Genomic DNA, 16871 nt, shown 5'->3' with positions numbered 1-16871 from the left:
AATGGATAAAAATGCTGAAAAAAGTTTTTCGGAAAACGCAGAAAAAATTCACAGTGAAACTCGGAAAAGGAAAAGAACTTCTAGTGATCATGAAGAAACATCTAGAATACTAAAGAATATAGATGATGGGTTATTAAGTGACTCAACTAAAGAAGATAATATCGAGTCAAATACCAATAATGATACACAAATTGAGCATGGCTATATAGAGGAGGATGAAAAACAAAGTGATTCAGAACAAAAAAGTGATCAAGATGAGAGTACTAGTTCTGAAGAAGAATACACTAAAGATAATGCTGAAGATTGGGAAAAAAATAAAAAAGCACTATCACAAAGAACTCTTAAATTATTTATTGAGCCTGAAAAATATATACCAGACTTCGATTCAATAAAACATACAGTAAATAATTTGAGTGATAATAAGGCGGTCAAGTTTTATCGTATTCCAGGAAAAGAAATCGGATTAAAATTTGATCCTAATTCTTTTAAGTTTCATTCTAATAGTGATAGTACTGCATCTAGCCCCAGTATTGAGGGTACTGATCAATCAGATAGCAATAGTAGTGATAAAAAATATAAATTATTATATGATGCAACAAAGGCAGGTAATACATTTGTTATTAATACTTTACTAACTAATGGTGTTAATATTAATGCTAAAACAACAAGAGGTTATACAATATTACATTATGCAGCAGCAATGGGAAATGTAGATGTTGTAAAATTTTTATTAAATAAAGGTGCTGATGTTAATGCTAAAACTAATAGTGGTGAAACAATATTATGTTCTGCAGTTGATTATGGTAGCCCAGATTTAGTATACTTACTAATTGCCTATGGTACTGATGTTAATGCTAAAACCGATAATGGTCTAACAGCATTACACTATGCTGTTGAGTCTGGTAACTTAGATTTAGTATCTTTGCTAATTCACAATGGTGCTAATGTCAATAATGCTAAAACAATATTACACTTTGCTGCTAAGTCTGGTAACTTAAATTTAGTAAATTGGTTGATTAAAAATAAAGCTGATATTCATGCTAAAACTAATAGTGGCGAAACAATATTACACTTTGCTGCTGAGTCTGGTAACTTAAATTTAGTAAATTGGTTGATTAAAAATAAAGCTGATATTCATGCTAAAACTAATAGTGGCGAAACAATATTACACTTTGCTGCTAAGTCTGGTAACTTAAATTTAGTAAATTGGTTGATTAAAAATAAAGCTGATATTCATGCTAAAACTAATAGTGGCGAAACAATATTACACTTTGCTGCTGAGTCTGGTAACTTAAATTTAGTAAATTGGTTGATTAAAAATAAAGCTGATATTCATGCTAAAACTAATAGTGGCGAAACAATATTACACTTTGCTGCTGAGTCTGGTAACTTAAATTTAGTAAATTGGTTGATTAAAAATAAAGCTGATATTCATGCTAAAACTAATAGTGGCGAAACAATATTACACTTTGCTGCTGAGTCTGGTAACTTAAATTTAGTATCTTTGCTAATTCACAATGGTACTGATATCAATACTAAAACTGATGATGGTCTAACAGCATTACACTATGCTGTTGAATCTGGTAACTTAAATTTAGTATCTTTGCTAATTCACAATGGTACTGATGTTAATGCTAAAACTAATAGTGGTGAAACAATATTACACTTTGCTGTTGGCTTGGGTAGCTTAGATTTAGTATCTTTGCTAATGGTTCGTGGTGCTGATGTCAATGCTAAAACTGATGATGGTCTAACAGCATTACACTATGCTGTTGAGTCTGGTAACTTAGCGTTAGTATCATTGCTAATGGTCTATGGTGCTGATGTCAATGCTAAAAATAATAGTGGTGAAACACCATTACACTATGCTGTTATATTTGATAGCTTAGATTTAGTATCATTGCTAATTCACAATGGTGCTGATGTCAATACTAAAAATAATAGTGGTGAAACAGTATTAAACAGTATTATGGAGTTTAACAATTGTAATATTTTAAAATCTTTCATATTAGGTGGTGCAGACATTAATTTAGAAACAATGTTACCAGATGATCAGACAGACAGTATAATCAATTTGTGCGGTGATTTACGTATCAGTTAAATTGTGGAATATAGTGGAAAAAATGTGTGATTTATAGACATAGTTATAATGTAAGATCAAAGTATATGAAGTTACAACTAACTTTTATTCTTTAAACTCCAGTTTCGCAAGAGATCTAATAATAATAAAATCCTTTGATGCTGTTATACCAATAGATGGTTTAACAAGACTCAATAATTATGATGTTGGTATACAAGATAAACAACAATAAAATAACTGTTTTGTTAATAATGAATTTGTTTTTACGGTTCAACAAGATAACTTTTTTATAAAACCAACAGAGTTAACAGGAGATATTGTATCATATACTACTTAAAAAAGTGCCAAGAATAGAGCTATTGCTTATGTTCTCTAAATAATGAGGCAACTCTGTAATGAGGTTTTTAGATAATGGTAAAATAGAGATTGATAACAATGTTGCTGAACGAGCATAGTGGTAGGTATGAAAAACTGGCTTTTTTGTTGGATCATATGCTGGTGGAGAAATCACAGCTGTTATATATATAATCATATAATCAAAAGATATAGGATTACTTGGAAAATTTAGGTAAAAAGTATTGAAAATAATTAATAAGCATTAATGAAAAAGATAGAAGGTTATCAAACAAATTTTGAGATATGTATTTATGCTAAGAAGTTATTAGATAAAGTAATATATTTAAATAGTGTAGTAAAAGTACCACCAGTGGGTGTATTGGAGGTAAAGAAAGCTATATACTATGCTAAGAAATATCATGGTAGTCAGATGCGTCAATCAGGAGAACCATTTTATTCACATCCGATAGAAGTAGCATATATGATATCAGATTACTTATTTAGAACAGATATACTAGTAACTAGTATATTGCATGATACTATAGAGGATACAGAACTTACCAAGGAGAAAATATTACAAGAATTTGGAGAGAATATAGCCAATCAAGTAATGGATTTGACGAGGATTAAGGAGAATGGTATAAAGATTAGTTCTGCTGAAATGGTAGAGATGTTATACAAAGAGAAGAAACATGATGTACTTCTGATAAAGTTATTTGATAGACTGCATAATATACAGACAATAGGTGCTAAATCTCCTGAAAAAGCTAAAAAAATTATAAATGAAACTTTAATAAGTTTTATTGTTTTGATGCCTTACCTTGGAATTTCATCATTAGAAAAACACTTTTATCGTTTATGTTTTAATATTACACATAAAAATAGATTAGTGGAAAATACATTATTAACTAGTAATCTTAAGTATAACTTTTGGAGTTATTTTAAACACAACACTGAAGCTATAAATATAATTTAGCATACTACTTGATTATTTATAGAATAGATTATTTTGGTAGTAATTGAAATACTTTATGCTTTAGGTTAATTCTATTAAATGTATATATTACATGAATTTCATTGTTATCAGGACTCATAATAATAGCAGGATATGAATATTCTTCAGACAGGATGTTATTATATTCTATATCCCCTTCAGGATAGATAGAATTTCTAATAGTGATAGGGTGCCAATTTAACCCCTCATCATAGGATGTAGCTACACTTAATATATTTCGTGATTTATGATTATTGATTACTCGATTATATGTAAGTAGTAATGTATCATCACCTAAATTAATGGCATCAATGGCACTATCAGGGTTTAATAAGTTTACTGGTTCTAAATTACTCCAATATATTCCATTATTTATGGATATTGATCTGTGTATGTAAGTAGACATTAAGGAATCAGTTTTTCTAGGTCTTACTAACATTATGATTTTATTTGGTAAATTACTACTAACTAAAGTTGGCTGTATAAAACCTCTGTAACCTTTTTGAAAAATTTGAGGGTTGGATGGTAATATAGGATTACTTAAATTCCATGTATGTAAATCTGATGAATATTCTATATATGAAAAATCATCAATACAACTTTCTCGAGAACACGGAGATAAAATATTATTTTCATAAATTAGTGGCTTATTACGTGCTGGTCCTAGGATACCATGTAATAGTTCTGGTTTTTGCCATGTTAATCCCTGATCATAAGAACGAGATAATATTCCACTCCATGTTCTTGGATAAGGTCCAATTTTACTAAAAATGAGTAACTGATTATTAAAGAAAGTAATTACTGGATTTCCACAACTGATTATCCCATTATCTTGCTTTAGAGGGATATGATGATCACGGAAATATTGCGGTGAAACGATTCTTTCTGGAGTAGTCCATTGATAATGATTATTACTTTTAAATCCTAAACTGATCCAAATGCTATTATTTTCTTCTGACTTACCTGATTCAGATCGTGTTTTACCAAAAAATGATGTTATTAATTTTTTATCATCAAAAACAAATACGGTCGCAGCATGAACATCTTTTAGATCTGAATTATTTAAAATAAATTCTTCTATTTTTGTTTCTAAAATAAACATGATGTTTTATTTTTTTCTAAATTATTGAAATAATTTAATCCAAGTGTAAATCCTATTATTATTGGAAATAGTATCATTTGTATTCCCCAATGGCCAAAATATTTTGTTAAATATACAAGACCAAAAGATATAATAATATTCATGGAAACAGTCGATAAAGCAAAAATTATACTTGCTGTTCTAAAGCGTTTAAAAACTGGAAAATGTTTTAGAAAAATTGGCATAGCTGGATTGGCACTAAGAAAAAATAACATTACAAATGATTGAATTAAGAACAAATGAACAGAAGTAGTAATATTATTTAGTAAATAAGGACAAATGAGAGCAAAAATAAAAAATATTACTAATTTAATCTTAAGAATTCTTAATGGGTATATAATATAACTTAAATAAGTTAATATTAAATAAGCACAAAAATTTACTATTGCTACAATAAAATTGTGATGAATAACTGCTTCTGCTGTAAAATTAAAAGAATTTTTTAAAATTTCACCACAATAAATATAAGTAAAATAAAAACATATTGGCCAACCACATGATATTAATAATAAAAAGGAGACTGTTTTTAGATTGACCCTTTCATTGTAAATAAGATTATCTTTTAATGGATTATCTGTAGTTTTTTGTATTAAAGTAATATTTTTCTTAACACGACGTTTTGCATCAGCAAATTCAGGAGTTTCCCGTAAAGCAGTTCTGGCAACTGCTCCAACAATTGCTATTATAGTTCCAAGCCAAAACGCTATACGCCAATTAAATCCAAATGAGGTGACTAAAGATGCAACAGCTAAGGCTATCATTCCCCCTAAATTAGCAAATACTGATGTCATTAAAACAATAGGATATTGTATAGGAGGTTTTGTTATTTCTAGTAAGTATAGTTGTGCTCCAACTATTTCACCCATAGAAGATAGACCTTGAATAATACGACATGTTATAACTATCACAGTAGCAATGAGTCCTTTTTCAGCATAAGTTGGGACAAGGGCCATTGCAAGACATGAAGACGACATTAAGAATGTAGTAATAATTACAGTTGCTTTACGACCAATTATGTCACCAACTAAGCCAAAAATTATGGCTCCAACAGGTCTCATCACATAAGTGGAACAAAATGCAAAAGCAAAGTAAATAGCTTGAGTATGAGGGTCTTCCTTAGGAAAAAATAATTCATTCAATAAAACTGTCATATGAACATATAGCATCAGATCAAAATATTCTAAAAATGTTCCAATTGATAATAATCCTACAGCTTTTTTTTGTTCTGTTGTTAATGAAGTAAATGTTCCTTCATTATGTTTAATATATTCTATCATTACTTGACTGTTTTAAATACTATATAATGGTATCAGATGATATACAATTTATCTACTCCTTAATTTAAATATTAAAAATTTTTATATATGATATTAATATAAAATTATCTTAATTCGTGATTATCAAAAATATTTTTGCCGATTTTAGTCCAGTGATCTTGGATACTCGGATGTTGTATTAATTTTTCTTTTAAAGAAATAAAAGCACCTAGTAAACTGTTAGTGGGTAAATCATCAAGTTTAGCTTTAACAACTAAGCTACCGATTTCAATTAAACGACGGGTACGAGCTTTTCTTTCTTGAATTTTAAGTCTTGCTTCTTCAGTAATAATTTGAGCTTTTTTTTGTTCTAATTTTAATCTACGTTTTATGACATTATCCATATAGATAGTTTTTTCATGATGATTATAATCATCATGAATCATCAATAAATTATGGAAGTCAACTTCATTTATAAGTACTAGGAAATTCTGCAAAATTTTTTCTTGAACAGATCAATGTTGGATACAACCTTTAAGCTTACAAAGTCCAGCATAATAATGAAATAAAGTTTATACCACTAAGTTTAAAGAAGTATTATGTATAAAAATTTGCTTAAGTTTTTTCTTATTGCAGTATCAGTAACTTTAATTACTAACGATATGTTTGCTATCATAGAGTCAAAAGAAGTGTCCAATGATACCATAGATACTAGGCAGAACGAAGAAAATTTAGGAATTCCTAATGATTTTATATATAAAGGAAAAATTATATCTCCACATTGTATTATTGAAAGAAAAAGCAATATTATTGACCTAGAAAAATGCCATAAAGAACTAGAGAGTAAAAGAGCATATTATGAAGAAATCAGAGATGACAATCTAAGAGAAATAATAAAACCATATGAAATAATCAGTGATGCAAATGAAATAAGAGTTACAACGCTGAGTATGATATATGAAGATGGTCGCCTTGCTTCTGAAGAAAGCTATCGGATAAAATTTATAGGAACTTTTGCTAAAGAGCAATTTGCTATAGCCAATGAAGAGATTTATAATGGTAGGAGCACTTTGCCTACTAATTTAGAAATATTTTATTTTAAGCACGACGGTGATCAGCTAATTATAAAGCCTTTAAACCAAGCTAAAGATGAATGGGCATATATACGTGACGTATACATAAAAAATGGAGTGCTCTATTTTTCTAAGTTACTAAATCATCAACATACATGGTTGTTGATGCAAAAGGTAGCTGAATTGCAAGGAAATGTAAATGAAGACAGATTTGCACGTCTAGAAGCAGAAGACGCATGGGATTTTGATAAAGCTAGCTTTGTGATGCTGGGAGCAGAAAACCCAGAAGATTTTTCTAGTAAAGCCTTTTTTCAGATGCATGAACTAGATATAATGAATTCCGAAAGGGCTTCCTCATCTGCACCGTTATTTTTACCGTCTATACCGTATGAAATTGAATTTTGTTATGTGTGCCGTGGATCTTTTCATGAAGAAGATCTTACTAGAAACCCTATAGAAATTTATGAAGATAAATACTGTAACTCGTTACCATATATTGAGGTTTGGCTTAAATATAAGAAGGAAGAAAAACAAATCTTAAAAGTTGATGAGTTTGCAGCATTTGTTCAAAAAGTTAATGCTGTGTGTGAGAGTTACAAAAAAAAGAATAATACAAGTAAGAAGATATAGTTAATGCCAAGGATAACAAATTTTTCTTTCTAATTTTATAAATTATGATAAAGGAACTATTAAAACATAATTTAACTCTATTGCTAAAGTCAAATAGTATAGTAAAAGATGCAAAATCTTATGTAGAACAATTTGGTTATGAAGCTGTGCAAGCCATTCAAAATCAAAATATCACCATACCTACCCGAACCAGCAAACTAAGATCAATAAAAACAAATAAAGATGATTACCATTATTCAAGACCTATAAAGAAGTAGCAGAGAGGAGAGTTCTCTCCTTGTTTGTAAAAACAGGGAGAGACGCAATATATAAACCTAAAGGTTTATTATTTGCTTGCTGGTTCATATGTTTGAGATTCAGTGGATGATTTTAAGATTGCATGGTAATGTCAATGATGGATTGAACATTGTTAGAATTAACAAACCATGGCGATACAGTTTGCAAGAATAGAAATAGTAAGTAGGAGTGAAGGTAAAAATGCTTGTTTGAAAGCTGCTTATAATGCCAGGCTGATTATTAAAGATGAGAGAACTAACATCACTTATAATTTTAGCAAAAAAGGCGATAATGTTTACCATGCAGTATTATTACCTAGCCACGTAGATCAAAAATTCAAAGACTCAAGGATCTTGATGAATGAGGTAGAGCGTACAGAGAAAAGAAAAAACAGTCAATTATTAAAAGATATAGTTATAGCACTGCCTGATGATAAGGAATTGGATTTAGATGATAGAATAGCCATTACTCATGAAATCATCGAAGAGATTGGGTGGGTAAGAAATGGCCTAGGAGTTCAGGTTGATATTCATCAGCCACAGACGTACGAAAAGAATTGGCATGCCCATGTGCTTGTGACTACCAGAAGATTTACAGAAGATGGTAAAACATTAGGAGCTAAGGCAGTAGATTTAAATCCTAAATTTGCCAAAGTTAAGGGCAAAGCATTCATTATCCCTGAAGATAAAATTATTCATGAAAGAGCTAAAGAAGTAATCAATAAATATTTTGCCAAGTTAGGTTTAGAAATCCGAGTAGACCCAATAAGTTTTAGCCCTGAGCAGCATGTCGGCCCTACTAGAATGCGAAGTATTATCAATGAAATAGCAGAGCAAAATAACATATGCAGGCTTGCCCATCTTGAAATCATCAAAGGAGCAGATGGAGTGCTTGATCGCATGATTCGTCATCAAGCTATTTTTACTAAATTGGATATAGAAAAAGCAGTAAAAGAGATTAAAAAAGAAGCAGAAAAGCAAAAACTAATAAGGGAAATATTAAATTCAGATAGGCTGATAAAACTATATAATGAAGATGGCACGGATACTAAATACTATACTACTAAAGGCGTGCGGGATGAAGAATTAAGGATACTAAGAATAGCAGATAAGGTAAATAGCCAGATTCATTTTAATAACGTTATTAAGCTTAAAAGTGCTATCGATAATCTTGCAAGTGTTAATGAAGCACAAAGAGCAAGTCTACAGCATATTTTAATTAATAATCAAGGGATTAGGGTCTTGCAAGGTAGAGCCGGCACCGGTAAGTCGCAAGTACTTGCTGAAGCTTATAAAATTGCCACCAATCATGGGCAAAATATTATAGGACTCGCTCCTACTCATAAAGCAGCATCAGAGCTTAAAAGTAAAGGCTACCAGAAGTGTCATACAGTCAAAGGGTTTTTATTTAAATTGTATAATGGTAAAGCTAATCTACCAAGAAATACTACGCTAGTAGTAGATGAAGCAGGAATGGTAGGTAATAGTGATTATTTAGAATTACTAAAAGTAGCAAGGAGTAACAATTGTAATCTGATACTGGCTGGAGATGAGAGACAACTCACTTCCGTTGAGCGAGGAGGAATGTTTGCAGTATTGGCTAGTAAATTTGGCTCATATGAGTTAAGTAGCATTAGAAGACAAAATAAAGTATGGGCAAGAGAAATGGCTTCATGCTTTGCAAAATCAGATATTGCCGGTGGTCTGCGTTTACTTGCACAGCATAAATGTTTAAAGATTGATCATACGCTAGAAGAATCAATGGCAAGACTAATTAATGATTGGAGTAACAGCAAATTTGCTCTAAATGAGCGTTTAATAATTACCATGCGTAATGTTGAAGTAGATAGTATTAATCAAGGGATCAGGGAGTTATTAAAAGCTAAAGGCTTGCTTACCGGTAAAGAATATAGACACTATCTATCATCTGAAAAGTACGAAGATTATATGGCAGGAGATCGTATTTTGTTTAAAAGTACTAATAAAGATTTACAAATAGATAATGGTGAATTTGCTACAATTACTTCAGTAAGTAACGATAAATTTATCACTAAAACAGATAATGGCAAAGAAATAGAATTTAATCCTCAAGATGTAAGCTTTAAACATGGCTATGCATCTACAGTATATAAGGCTCAAGGAGCCTCAATTAAAGATGTCTATGTATTACATAATCTAGCAGGAAATAGCAGAAATTCTTATGTAGCCATGACAAGGCACATAGAAGAGGTAAAACTTTACTATAATAGGAAGGCTACCAGGAATATGGCCAGTTTAATATCGCAACTTAGCAAAATAGATAATAGGCTATCTAGCATTAATTTTAAAACTTTAGAAGAATTAGTAGCGATTCAAGATCAAAAAAATAAGAGTCCTAATATTATAGATAAAGTAGGTAATTGGTTTAAAGGGGTAGTAGAAGATATTAAGGATAGATTACACAGTAATGATAACTATTATCACTTAAGAGTGAAGTTAGAGCCACCTGCTAAAGTAGCAGATATCCTAGGAAGTACTAGCACAAATCTTGCCACAAGCCATAAAGCCCAAGAAGAGCGAAAAAGCTCTTCTTATAACCTTACGAATTGTAATAAACAAGATACAACAATCAGTGTTAAGTTACAAGAGGATATTATGGCCAAGAATAAAATAGATTATAATTCTATTAATAAACAAAAAGCAGTAGAATTAAAGCAACGATTATCATTTAAAGCGGAAGAAATAGGTAGAAATTTGCTAGGCAGTCCAAACAAGCATTTATCAAATAGTCAAGTGTTACGCTGGGAGAAAGATGGCAAAATAGTGATGAGGATAGGTGGCAGTAAAGCTGGCAGATGGTATGATTTTAGTAAAGGAGAGGGAGGAGATTTATTTACCTTAGTACAAAGAGAAAAAAATTGTGATTTTGTAGAAGCTAAGAAATATTTACAAGATATGGTTGGTATATCAAACAATAGCAAGTTATTAGAAGATAAGATAAGAGAGCAATTTGACCAAAAAGTTAAGAATCAAGATCAACAAGCGAAATATGCTGAAATATCTAAGAGGCTATCAGTAAATAAGTGTTAACAAATCAGTTTATTAAGCATTAACGGAGGCGTTACGCGCTCCGACAATAGAGACACATTTTTTATATCCAAGTAATTCAATATTACCTTTATAGCTTAGTATCGGCGGGGGGTCATAAATTTCAAGTAACAATTTTGAATATTCAGGAGATTTATAAGTAATAATTTTCGCGTTATTCTTCTCTAAAAGTTCTAATTCTTTTTCTGCATCACTTTGAGAAAAAACTTTAATCGGTTTTGAGCGTCCGCCGCGAACCGAAAAATCTTTAATATTTTCTATTGCAGTACTCGCATCACCGAATAATTTTATCAAACTGAAAAAAGTTCTAGAACCGACATTTTCACTTCTAATTAGCCGTAAAATATTAATTGTCTCAAAACTGTAAGGTGTTTGGGATTTTTCTCCAAAAAATAACTCTTTAAGCATTATTTAAACGATACTTTAACTTTATTGATAATTAATTGGTATATTAAGCAAAGCGTTTAGATGTCATGCCGTGGTCAAGCCGACGGCTCGATCTTATCCCGTCATTGCGAGCCGCGGTAGGCGTTGTTGCATGGCTCAAATTTTTGATGTCATTCCCCCCCGAAAGCGGGAATCCAGCTTTTTCTTTTGTCATGCTGAACTTGTTTCAGCATCTCTTAAATAGTAGCTCCTGAAATAAATTCAGGATGACTTTTTTGTATTTTCTAGATTCCCGCCTACGCGGGAATGACATAGGACACTTTTTTAGAGCCATGCAACAAAGCCGGCTTGATCACGGCATCCAGGAAAATAAAGCCATATTAGACTTATTTTGAATCTTTTTATGATATTATAAGCTGGACTGAAGTGGTCGTAGCCACGGAATGACAGAATTTTTACCTCTTTATTTAAACGTTCGTACAGTAGTGGGTCAAGCCACGGTATGACATATATCCAATTCTCGAAAGATGAGTAGTATAGTTACAACTTCTCCGCATGAGAACCTAAATAATGCGCAATTCCTTGATGTGACGGAGTAATTGCTTCCCCTCCTTTACGCCATCCGGCAGGACAAACTTCACCGTGTTGCTGGAAGTGAGTTAAAGCGTCAATAACTCTTAGTACTTCATCAACATCACGACCGAGAGGTAAGTCGTTAACTAGCATATGACGCACTATAAAATCTTCGTCAATTAAAAAAGTTCCGCGCAGCGAAATACCGTCTTCATTCAAAACATTATATAGTGAAGAAATATTTTTCTTAAGATCGGAAACCATAGGGATTTGAATCTGTCCGACTCCGCCTTTATTATGAGGGGTGTTTTTCCAAGCTAAATGAGCAAAATGGGAATCAACGCTTACCGCTACTATTCTAGTATGTCGTTCTGTAAAATCACCGAGTCTATTGTGGAATGCGATAATTTCCGACGGACAAACAAAAGTAAAATCAAGCGGATAAAAAAATATTACTAATTTATGACCTTTTGCATAATGGCTAAGGGTAAATTCATTTTCTATATTATTATCCGGCATAATAGCTTTTGCCGTAAAATCCGGAGCAGTTTTACCAATAAATACTTGCATATTATATGTCCTTATAAATGTTATAAAATACGTTTGTATGATATATAAGATAATTAATTATTACAACAGTAAATTTTTACCCTAACATGGACTTCTAACTAAATATAGAGAGATGTCTACTGCAACAAGGCCCCGCGCAGGCGGAGCGTTGTTGCATGGCTACCAGAGTCGTCATGGCGAGGCGCCTCTTGGCGCCGTGGCCATCTAAGTATAAACATATTTTTATACTAAACTCGTTTAGTATTCTAATTAAATCCCTCATTATATTCGGGATAACCTGGATGGCCACAGCCACTTCGTGGCTTCGCCATGACGGATTTTTATTACTTTTTGAGCCATGCAACAACACCCGAAGCAATACCCGCGTGGATAGGCTAAAGCGTGTTCTATGTCATTCCCGTTTTCACGGGAATTACAATCTCTTCAAGTATAAAGATTTACTTATCCGCTTTCTTTTCGGTGGGTATTTTTAATTGATTAAAAATACTTAATGCTCCGGTTATAAAGCTGCTCGGCTCCGAAAGGTTAGCCGGTAAAATTACGGTATTAGTATCTTTAGCTAAATTACTAAAAGCGCTAATATACTGCTCTGCTATCTTTAGCGATACGGCTTCACTGCCGCCGGTTTTCTGCACCGCAGACGCAACAATTTCAATACTTTTTGCCGTAGCGGTAGCAACCAATCCGATCGCTTCCGCTTCACCTTTTGCCCTATTGACTTGATCGATATAAGAAGCTTCGGAATTTAAAACAATTTGCGCTTTCTCTCCTTCGGCATGGTTAATTTTTGCTTGTCTATTGCCTTCGGAATCTAAAATTTGCGCTCGTTTCTGACGCTCTGCAGCTACTTGCAATTCCATAGCCTTAAGTATCGTTTGAGGCGGTTGGATATCCTTAATCTCATAGCGCATACATTGTATTCCCCAATTTACGGCAGCTTGATTAATGGCAGCAACGATTGCAACATTTAAGGTTTCTCTCTCTTCAAAAGTCCTATCTAACGGTAATTTACCGATTTCCGACCGCATAGTAGTTTGAGCAAGCTGGGTGATTGCGTAATAAGGATTATTAACGCCGTAAGAAGCCGCCATCGGATCAATAATTTTCACATACAAAACCCCGTCAATAGATAATGTTACGTTATCATTGGAAATAGCCGTTTGCGCCGTAACATCTATTGCTTCTTCTTTTAAAGTATGTTTATAAGCTACTCTTTGAATTACAGGTATTAAAAGATTTAAACCGGGTTGCAAGACTTTATCGAATTTCCCTAATTTTTCCACAACCCATGCTTGTTGTTGAGGAACGACTTTTACCATTTGCACTATAACTAAAATAGCTATAATACTAAAAACTAATAATAAATATTCCATTTGATGATCCTTTTTAAGTTAATTTTGTTTCGTCATTGCGAGGAGGTACGTAGTACCGACGCGGCAATCTAGAAAATAATAGTCATACTGAATTTATTTCAGGATCTTTTTCAAGAGATGCTGAAACAAGTTCAGCATGACAAAAACTAGATTGCCGAGGAGCCTCGCGGCTCCTCGCAAGGCATTGTTGCGTGGATGGTTAAAATCGCTTAAAACTTGTCATGCCGTGACCAAGCCGGCTTTGTTGCATGGCTCAAATTTTTGATGTCATTCCCGCGCAGGCGGGAATCCAGAAAAATTATAGTCATCCTGAATTTATTTCAGGATCTGTTAAAGAGATGCTGAAACAAGTTCAGCATGACAAAGAAAAGCCTGGATTCCCGCCTGCGCGGGAATGACATACGGCACTTATTTTAGAGCCATGCAACAACGCCTAAAAACGGGAATGACATAGAACACGCTGTAACCAATCCACGCAACAACACCTCCCTACCCCTCACTTTCCGGCAACTTGACTTCCGTCCCGTCATCGACTTTGGTCATACCTTCCGCTACTATTAAATCCCCTTCATGAATATCTTTTGAAGTGATTTCAATTAAGCCGTTAGTTCGCGAGCCGATTTCTACATATAGTTGTTTTACTATATTATTATCTATCTTGTAAATAAAATTACCTTGATTATTTCTTTGTATACATTGCTCCGGCACGGCTAAATTTTTATGCGGGTTGATAATAAGCGTAACATTTACATAACTATTATGCATCATTTTATTGTTAGCCGGTAACATTATTTTAGCATCCATAGTGCCGTTATCGGATAAATACCCGGAAACCGAGGAAATTTTTCCTTTAATCTCTTCACTAAGAGGAGTAGCTTGGTTGTCTTTACCGTCTGTTTTACCGACCGTTATTGTCGCTTCGGTATCATTTGATACTTTTCCGTATAACGATTCAGGCAACTCAATAAAAATACTTTGAGTTCCCTCTCCTTCAACGATACTAAAAAGATAATCGCCTTGCTTTATATTGTCTCCCGGTTTTGGTTTAATCACTCCTATTTTACCGTCAAAAGGCGCCGTAATTAACATATCATTATAGGTTTTTACCGCTTTAGAATAATTAAATCTGGCATCCTCAAAATCACTTTTAGATCTTTCTAACTCTTCGGAACTAATAAATTTTTTAGCAAATAATGTTTTATTTCTAGTATAATTATCTTGTTTAGTATTTAACAAAGCTTCGGCATTCATTTTGGTTGTTTCCGCTATATTCTTATCGATTATAAATAACACTTCTCCTTTATTTACCTTATTCCCTTGACTTGACGATACTATTTCCAGCTTACCGGCGACATTCGCATAATAATCACGACTATTATCGTTTTTGCATTGTCCGACCACATTAAATACGTCAAAAAGATCAGTCGTTTGAACCTTAGCAGCTATTACTCCTACCGCATTTGATTTTACCGACTTAGCAGCTGCAGCAGATAGAGAAACCACCGTCACAATTAAGAAAATAGTAAATTTATTGTACATGTAATGCTAGCTCCTTATCGGTTAACCAACGATATTCTTTTTCCAAAATCTCAAATCTAATCTTTTCAAGCTGTTCATCTAAATCAGGTTCAGGCACGATAGCCGAGCCGGTAAATTCAAATCCGTGATAATTAATTTGTAAATCATTACATGTTTTTTGTAATGATTCTAGATTTTCTAAAATATCATCGATAAATATTATTGATTTAGGGTAATAATTCTTTTCACGTAAAACATATTCAAGCACGCTTCCTTTATCATATTCAGCCGTAAATATTATTCCATCTTTTAAAGTTGGAATGCCGTAACCTACATCAAATTCTTTTATTAAAATTTCATCTGTTATCGGCGTTAATTCCATAAAATTCACTTCTAGATCATTTAATTCTTTAATACGCCACTCTACCATATCTTTAATAACACCGAATTTTCCGGTCGGTAGTTTAGTTAAAGCCATGGTCGAAATTTTATTTTGTTTTAATTTCTCAAATATCTCAAGAATATCGGGATTAACAAAGCGTGCTTTTCGCTCTTTTAAAATGATGCTAAGCAATAATTCACACTGCTCTTTTGATAGTCGTTTTTCAATACCGGCCAATAATTCCTTTCTATAATTATGTGTTAATCTATACTCATCCGTATCCATAACTACGACGTCATCTACGTCAAATAGTACTAAGCTTTCACGATTCGCTTGCTCAACTTCTTCCATAATTTCTTTAAAATCATGTATTTTGGTTATTGTTGTAAAATTAGATTGATTCATAAAATATTTTTAAGTTTAATTTAGTTAGTTATTTTAATTACTTCCTCAAGGGAATTGACGATTATTTTTAAGTCTTCTTCTCTCGAAAGTTTATGATTTCCGTCTTTTATAAGTTTCATTACCATTTTTTTACTTACTATTTTTTCCAATAATTTAATAGAAATATTATAAGGCACATCCTCATCAAGCATTCCGTGAATTAAATGAATAGGAATATTTATATCAATATTATCACGCGTTAATAATAAATGCTTTTTTGCTTCTAATATTAAATTATAGCTTATCGGATATTTATCTCGGCAATTCCGCCCGCTTATTTCAAGCAAACCTTCTTGTTGCATTTTAGTTTTATCTTCTTTCGATAAATTTTGCCAAATATCTTCGGTAAAGTCAGCCGCCGGCGCTAAACAAATCAAAGCTTTTATCTTGGCTTTTATTTTGCTTGGAAAATTCAAAGCGGCAAGTATGCCTAACCATCCTCCCATGCTCGAACCGATTAAAATAACTTTATCGTCTATCAATTTATCTAACACTAACTCAAGCCCCGAAAGCCATGAGCCGATCGTCTGATTTACAAAATTTCCCGATGCATTGCCGTGACCGAAATTATCGAAGGTGATAAAATTATAATTATTTTTTTTACAATAATCCATTAAATAAAGAGCTTTTTCTCCGCTCATATTGGACATTAATCCATGTAAAAAAATTACAGACGGAACATTTTTATCGGTAATTTTATAATTATTATAGACAACAAACCCCTCTTGTGGTGTATAATATAATTTATTCAT

At 32.4% G+C, this 16871-nt stretch carries 20 protein-coding genes; 9 read left to right on the top strand and 11 right to left on the bottom strand.

The features are described from left to right. The first annotated feature begins 1 nt into the window (after window position 1). The 3 genes from AAGD64_RS03325 (at window position 2) to AAGD64_RS03320 (ending at window position 3392) form a co-directional block, all read left to right on the top strand. A complete protein-coding gene (locus AAGD64_RS03325) occupies window positions 2-2101 on the top strand; it encodes an ankyrin repeat domain-containing protein (RefSeq protein WP_341793860.1) in 2100 nt (699 codons plus the stop codon). Between the two features lie 374 nt (window positions 2102-2475). Further along, window positions 2476-2535: a hypothetical protein gene (locus AAGD64_RS10575; protein WP_134820363.1), complete on the top strand. Its 60-nt coding sequence runs from the start codon at window positions 2476-2478 to the stop codon at window positions 2533-2535. 146 nt (window positions 2536-2681) lie between these two features. Beyond that, the gene (locus AAGD64_RS03320; protein WP_341793859.1) at window positions 2682-3392 is read left to right on the top strand and encodes an HD domain-containing protein; all 711 of its coding nucleotides are present in this window, start codon (window positions 2682-2684) and stop codon (window positions 3390-3392) included. 28 nt (window positions 3393-3420) lie between these two features. Here AAGD64_RS03320 and AAGD64_RS03315 read toward each other — a convergent pair whose 3' ends face one another. The 3 genes from AAGD64_RS03315 to AAGD64_RS03305 form a co-directional block, all read right to left on the bottom strand. Continuing rightward, window positions 3421-4512 carry an exo-alpha-sialidase gene (locus AAGD64_RS03315; protein WP_341793858.1) on the bottom strand — a complete coding sequence of 364 codons (1092 nt, stop codon included), beginning with the start codon at window positions 4510-4512 and terminating at the stop codon, window positions 3421-3423. Beyond that, window positions 4500-5828, bottom strand: coding sequence for an MFS transporter (locus tag AAGD64_RS03310; protein WP_341793857.1), 1329 nt, complete (start codon window positions 5826-5828; stop codon window positions 4500-4502). Before AAGD64_RS03310 ends, AAGD64_RS03315 begins: the two co-directional genes overlap by 13 nt. A 104-nt stretch (window positions 5829-5932) precedes the next feature. Then, the gene (locus AAGD64_RS03305; protein ID WP_341794145.1) at window positions 5933-6211 is read right to left on the bottom strand and encodes a conjugal transfer protein TraD; all 279 of its coding nucleotides are present in this window, start codon (window positions 6209-6211) and stop codon (window positions 5933-5935) included. A gap of 195 nt (window positions 6212-6406) precedes the next feature. Here AAGD64_RS03305 and AAGD64_RS03300 point away from each other — a divergent pair, with 195 nt between their 5' ends. From AAGD64_RS03300 to AAGD64_RS03290, 3 genes are all read left to right on the top strand, one after another. Beyond that, window positions 6407-7510 carry a hypothetical protein gene (locus AAGD64_RS03300; RefSeq protein WP_341793856.1) on the top strand — a complete coding sequence of 368 codons (1104 nt, stop codon included), beginning with the start codon at window positions 6407-6409 and terminating at the stop codon, window positions 7508-7510. Window positions 7511-7590: 80 nt separating this feature from the next. Next, entirely contained in the window at window positions 7591-7767 is a 177-nt protein-coding gene (locus tag AAGD64_RS03295; RefSeq protein WP_341793855.1) for a hypothetical protein, read from the top strand. Window positions 7768-7935: 168 nt separating this feature from the next. Beyond that, window positions 7936-10854, top strand: coding sequence for an AAA family ATPase (locus AAGD64_RS03290; protein WP_341793885.1), 2919 nt, complete (start codon window positions 7936-7938; stop codon window positions 10852-10854). Window positions 10855-10866: 12 nt separating this feature from the next. Here AAGD64_RS03290 and AAGD64_RS03285 read toward each other — a convergent pair whose 3' ends face one another. Together AAGD64_RS03285 and AAGD64_RS03280 are read right to left on the bottom strand one after the other, a co-directional pair. Continuing rightward, window positions 10867-11280: a DNA-processing protein DprA gene (locus tag AAGD64_RS03285; RefSeq protein ID WP_341793854.1), complete on the bottom strand. Its 414-nt coding sequence runs from the start codon at window positions 11278-11280 to the stop codon at window positions 10867-10869. Between the two features lie 43 nt (window positions 11281-11323). Further along, window positions 11324-11473 (bottom strand): hypothetical protein, encoded by a 150-nt coding sequence (locus tag AAGD64_RS03280; protein WP_341793853.1) that lies wholly within the window; start codon window positions 11471-11473, stop codon window positions 11324-11326. A gap of 52 nt (window positions 11474-11525) precedes the next feature. Here AAGD64_RS03280 and AAGD64_RS03275 point away from each other — a divergent pair, with 52 nt between their 5' ends. Beyond that, complete coding sequence (locus tag AAGD64_RS03275) at window positions 11526-11654, top strand: hypothetical protein (protein ID WP_341793852.1); 129 nt, start codon at window positions 11526-11528, stop codon at window positions 11652-11654. Window positions 11655-11799: 145 nt separating this feature from the next. Here AAGD64_RS03275 and AAGD64_RS03270 read toward each other — a convergent pair whose 3' ends face one another. From AAGD64_RS03270 to AAGD64_RS03260, 3 genes are all read right to left on the bottom strand, one after another. Then, window positions 11800-12402: a peroxiredoxin gene (locus AAGD64_RS03270; protein WP_253307886.1), complete on the bottom strand. Its 603-nt coding sequence runs from the start codon at window positions 12400-12402 to the stop codon at window positions 11800-11802. Window positions 12403-12496: 94 nt separating this feature from the next. Further along, window positions 12497-12745, bottom strand: coding sequence for a hypothetical protein (locus AAGD64_RS03265; protein WP_341793851.1), 249 nt, complete (start codon window positions 12743-12745; stop codon window positions 12497-12499). A 94-nt stretch (window positions 12746-12839) separates the two neighbouring features. Next, window positions 12840-13775 (bottom strand): stomatin-like protein, encoded by a 936-nt coding sequence (locus tag AAGD64_RS03260; protein WP_341793850.1) that lies wholly within the window; start codon window positions 13773-13775, stop codon window positions 12840-12842. A 136-nt stretch (window positions 13776-13911) separates the two neighbouring features. Between AAGD64_RS03260 and AAGD64_RS03255 the strand changes: the two genes are divergently transcribed. Together AAGD64_RS03255 and AAGD64_RS03250 are read left to right on the top strand one after the other, a co-directional pair. Beyond that, window positions 13912-14040: a hypothetical protein gene (locus tag AAGD64_RS03255; RefSeq protein ID WP_341793849.1), complete on the top strand. Its 129-nt coding sequence runs from the start codon at window positions 13912-13914 to the stop codon at window positions 14038-14040. Then, window positions 14024-14173 (top strand): hypothetical protein, encoded by a 150-nt coding sequence (locus tag AAGD64_RS03250; protein ID WP_341793848.1) that lies wholly within the window; start codon window positions 14024-14026, stop codon window positions 14171-14173. Before AAGD64_RS03255 ends, AAGD64_RS03250 begins: the two co-directional genes overlap by 17 nt. A 91-nt stretch (window positions 14174-14264) precedes the next feature. Here AAGD64_RS03250 and AAGD64_RS03245 read toward each other — a convergent pair whose 3' ends face one another. The 3 genes from AAGD64_RS03245 to AAGD64_RS03235 are packed head-to-tail and all read right to left on the bottom strand — an operon-like array spanning window position 14265 to window position 16871. After that, window positions 14265-15314, bottom strand: coding sequence for an efflux RND transporter periplasmic adaptor subunit (locus tag AAGD64_RS03245; RefSeq protein WP_341793847.1), 1050 nt, complete (start codon window positions 15312-15314; stop codon window positions 14265-14267). Further along, window positions 15304-16080: a DUF2608 domain-containing protein gene (locus AAGD64_RS03240; protein WP_341793846.1), complete on the bottom strand. Its 777-nt coding sequence runs from the start codon at window positions 16078-16080 to the stop codon at window positions 15304-15306. Before AAGD64_RS03240 ends, AAGD64_RS03245 begins: the two co-directional genes overlap by 11 nt. A 20-nt stretch (window positions 16081-16100) precedes the next feature. Then, entirely contained in the window at window positions 16101-16871 is a 771-nt protein-coding gene (locus tag AAGD64_RS03235; protein WP_253307891.1) for an alpha/beta hydrolase, read from the bottom strand.

The organism is Rickettsia endosymbiont of Ceutorhynchus obstrictus (assembly GCF_964026565.1).
Taxonomy (GTDB): domain Bacteria; phylum Pseudomonadota; class Alphaproteobacteria; order Rickettsiales; family Rickettsiaceae; genus Rickettsia.
The sequence above is the reverse complement of the archived record's forward strand: the minus strand, read 5'-3'. Positions and strand labels throughout refer to the sequence as shown.